This window comes from Streptomyces sp. SID14436, from assembly GCF_010548465.1.
Taxonomy (GTDB): Bacteria; Actinomycetota; Actinomycetes; order Streptomycetales; family Streptomycetaceae; genus Streptomyces.
Genome location: NZ_JAAGMD010000302.1, coordinates 1 through 3,145, shown reverse-complemented (window position 1 = coordinate 3,145; position 3,145 = coordinate 1). Strand labels below are relative to the sequence as shown.

At 75.5% G+C, this 3,145-nt stretch carries 3 protein-coding genes; 2 read left to right on the top strand and 1 reads right to left on the bottom strand.

Annotation, left to right across the window (positions count from 1 at the left end; translation table 11 throughout):
* Both G3I53_RS11095 and G3I53_RS11090 read left to right on the top strand, forming a co-directional pair.
* Window positions 1–1,072 (top strand): glycosyltransferase (locus tag G3I53_RS11095; RefSeq protein WP_164438291.1); only part of this gene is annotated, 1,072 nt, incomplete at its 5' end.
* A gap of 119 nt (window positions 1,073–1,191) precedes the next feature.
* Window positions 1,192–1,947 (top strand): polysaccharide deacetylase family protein, encoded by a 756-nt coding sequence (locus tag G3I53_RS11090; protein WP_203591935.1) that lies wholly within the window; start codon window positions 1,192–1,194, stop codon window positions 1,945–1,947.
* 91 nt (window positions 1,948–2,038) lie between these two features.
* Here the strand turns inward: G3I53_RS11090 and G3I53_RS11085 are convergent.
* Window positions 2,039–3,145 (bottom strand): glycosyl hydrolase (locus G3I53_RS11085; RefSeq protein ID WP_239063762.1); only part of this gene is annotated, 1,107 nt, incomplete at its 5' end.

Sequence of the window (3,145 nt, the reverse complement as noted above, 5' to 3'; positions counted from 1 at the left end):
GGCGCCGGGGGCCGGGGCCGGTCCGGGGGCCGGGGCCGGTCCGGGGGCGCCGCCGTTCACGACGGTCGTCGTGGCCACCCAGGAGCGGGCCGGGCAGCTCGCCCGGGCCCTCGACTCCCTGCTCGCCCAGGACCACCCGCGGTTCGAGGTCGTCGTCGTCGACAACGCACCCGTGACCGACGAGACGCACGACCTGGTGCACCGCAAGTACGGGGAGCGCGTGCGCTACCTGCGCGAGCCGGTCCCGGGGCTCGCGGTCGCCCACAACGCGGGGCTCGCCGGGGCCCGGGGCGAGGTCGTCGCCTTCACCGACGACGACGTGGTCGCCGACCCCCGCTGGCTGACCGAGCTGACCGCGCCCTTCGCCGCCGACCCCCGGCTCGGCTGCGTCACCGGCCTGATCCTGCCCGCCCGGCTGCGGACCCCGGCCCAGGTCCTGCTGGAGAGCCACGGCGGCTTCGCGAAGGGCTTCACCCCGACGACGTACGACCCGCGGCGGCCGCCGCGCGACGAGCCGCTGTTCCCGTTCACCGCGGGCCGGTTCGGCTCGGGCGCGAACATGGCCTTCCGCACCGGCGTGCTGCGCGCGGTGGGCGGCTTCGACCCGGCCACCGGTGCCGGGACCCCCGCCCGCGGCGGCGACGACCTGTACGGCTTCGTCCGCGTCCTCGCCCAGGGGCACCGCCTGCGGTACACGCCGTACGCCCTCGTGTGGCACCACCACCGGGAGACCTGGGCCGACCTGGAGACCCAGGCGTACGGCTACGGTGCCGGGCTCACCGCCTACCTCACCGCGGTCCTCGTCGACCGCCCCGCGCTGCTGCCCGCGTTCCTCGCCCGGCTGCCGGGCGGGCTGGCCCACGCCCGCTCCCTGACCGCCGTGCGCGACACCGACGGCGGGGGCACCCCCGGCGGCCACGACACCCGCACGCATCCCTGGCCCCGCCGGCTCTCCCGGCTGCAGCGCCGGGGCATGCTCTACGGACCGGTCGGCTACCTGCGCGCCCGCCGCGCCCTGCGGGACGCCGGGTACCGGCGGCCGGACGCGGACAGCGGGAGGGAGACGCCATGACGACAGCACCACGCGAGCCGGGCGGCACGGACGGAGAACCCCGGCCGGGGGACGGCGCGGCCGGGGAGCCGGCACCGGGCGGGGGCCCGGCCGTCCCGGTGTTCCTCTACCACGCCGTGATGGACGACCCGCCGGACTGGATCGCCGAGTTCACCGTCACCCCACGGCAGTTCGCGGCCCATCTCAACGCCGTCGTGGACAGCGGCCGCACCCCCGTCACCATCAGCGCCCTCGCCGGCCATCTCGCCGGGCGGGCGCCGCTGCCGCCCCGGCCGGTGCTGCTCACCTTCGACGACGGGTTCGCCGACCTGCCCGGTCCCACCGCCGAGGCCCTCGCCGCGCGCGCCCTGCCCGCCACCGCGTACCTCACCACCGGCGCCCTGGCACCCGGTGGCCGGAGTCTGCTGCCGCCCGGCCCGATGATGGGCCTGGACCAGGTGGCCGGCCTGGAGGACGCGGGCATGGAGGTGGGCAGCCACACCGTCACCCACGCCCAGCTGGACACCCTGACCGCCCGCCGGCTCCGTGCCGAACTGGCCGACTCCAAGGCCGTCCTGGAGGACACCCTCGGGCACCCGGTGCCCCACCTCGCCTACCCGCACGGCTACAACAGCCCCCGGGTGCGGGCCATGACGGCCCGTGCCGGGTACGAGACGGCCACCGCGGTGCGGCACGCGCTCAGCTCCGTCCGGGACGAGCCGTACCGCATCTCCCGGCTCATCGTCCGCCGCACCCACACCCTCGCCGACGTGGAGGACTGGCTGGCGGGCAGGGGCGCGCGGGTCGCCCCCTACCGGGACGGCCCGAAGACGGTCGGCTGGCGCTGGTACCGCCGGGCCCGGGCGGCGGTGCGCGGCCCGGAGTTCGCCGGCTGATCAGGGGGGGTGCTGCGGGACCTGTGCCGCGTACGGCGGGCCGCAGCCCGTGCCGGCCCGCCGTCGGGTCACTTCAGCGGCTGGTTTCGGGTCACTTCAGCGGCTGGTTCAGGTACGGGTCGGCCACCGCCTCGCGCAGGCTGTCCCACGCCGCGTCGCCCGCCACGGCGAGGTTGCAGTGCGGCCCGGGGTCCCGGTGGTTCCACTGCAGGGCCGCCTTGACGCCGTCCAGGTCCTTCAGCACGCCGGGCACCTCGGCGTACCACTCGGCCTGACGGTCCGGGCGGTCCGCGTCGGCGGCCGTGCCGAACTCGGAGAGCATGAGCGGCTTCTCGTCGGAGATGTTCGCCCGCACCCACTCGTGCGTGGCCCGCTGCGTCTGCGCGAAGCCGAGCCACTCCGTCCTGTGGCAGCGGTAGTAGTTGTACTGGTTGTAGCCGATCCAGTCGACGTACGCGTCGCCCGGGTACATCCGCTCGAACAGGTCGGCGTGACCGAGGTAGCCGGTGATGATCCAGGTCCACACGACGTTGTCGACGCCCAGCTCCCGGAACCGGTCGTGGATGTGCCGGTACGCCGCCACGTACTCCGCCGGGGTGCCGTTGGCCGGGGTGCGGGTGTCCATCTCCAGGTCGAAGGAGAGGAAGACCTTCTTCCCGGTGTGCTCCCCGTACTCCTTGACGCGCCGGGCCTGGACGTCGATGACGGTGTCGTCCAGCTGCCCGGACGCGATCTGCTTCCACGTGGGCTGCTGCTGCTTCGTGCCGCCCCACCACTTGCTCTCCCAGGACAGCAGCAGCATCCGGTCCGCGCCGACCGCCTGCTCCTCCGGGCTGAGCAACTGCCCCTCCCGACGGGTCCCTTCGGGCAGCGACATGTCGTGGTACGTGTACACGATGTCCAGCTTGCGGCCCACGCGCTTCTCGTAGGCCGCCACCTTCTGCGCGAGGTCGTGCCGTTCGTGCGGCACGAACGCGCCGAACCAGGCGCCGCACGGCGGCTCCAGCAGGTCGGTGGGACGGCACTCGTCCTTGGCCGAGGCGTCCGGCGGTCCGGAGGCGTTCCGCAGGGCGAGCAGCGCGACCAGGACGGCGCTGACGACCACCGCCGACGTGACCAGCAGCCGGCGCCGCGCCGACCCGGGCCGCGCCCGGGCACCGCGGTGCCGGCCGGCACCGGAGGTGTCCGGGCCGGTGGG

Coding starts and splice junctions, on each gene's coding strand:
- G3I53_RS11090 (WP_203591935.1), top strand. CDS start 1,192: ATGGACGACCCGCCGGACTGGATCGCCGAGTTCACCGTCACCCCACGG.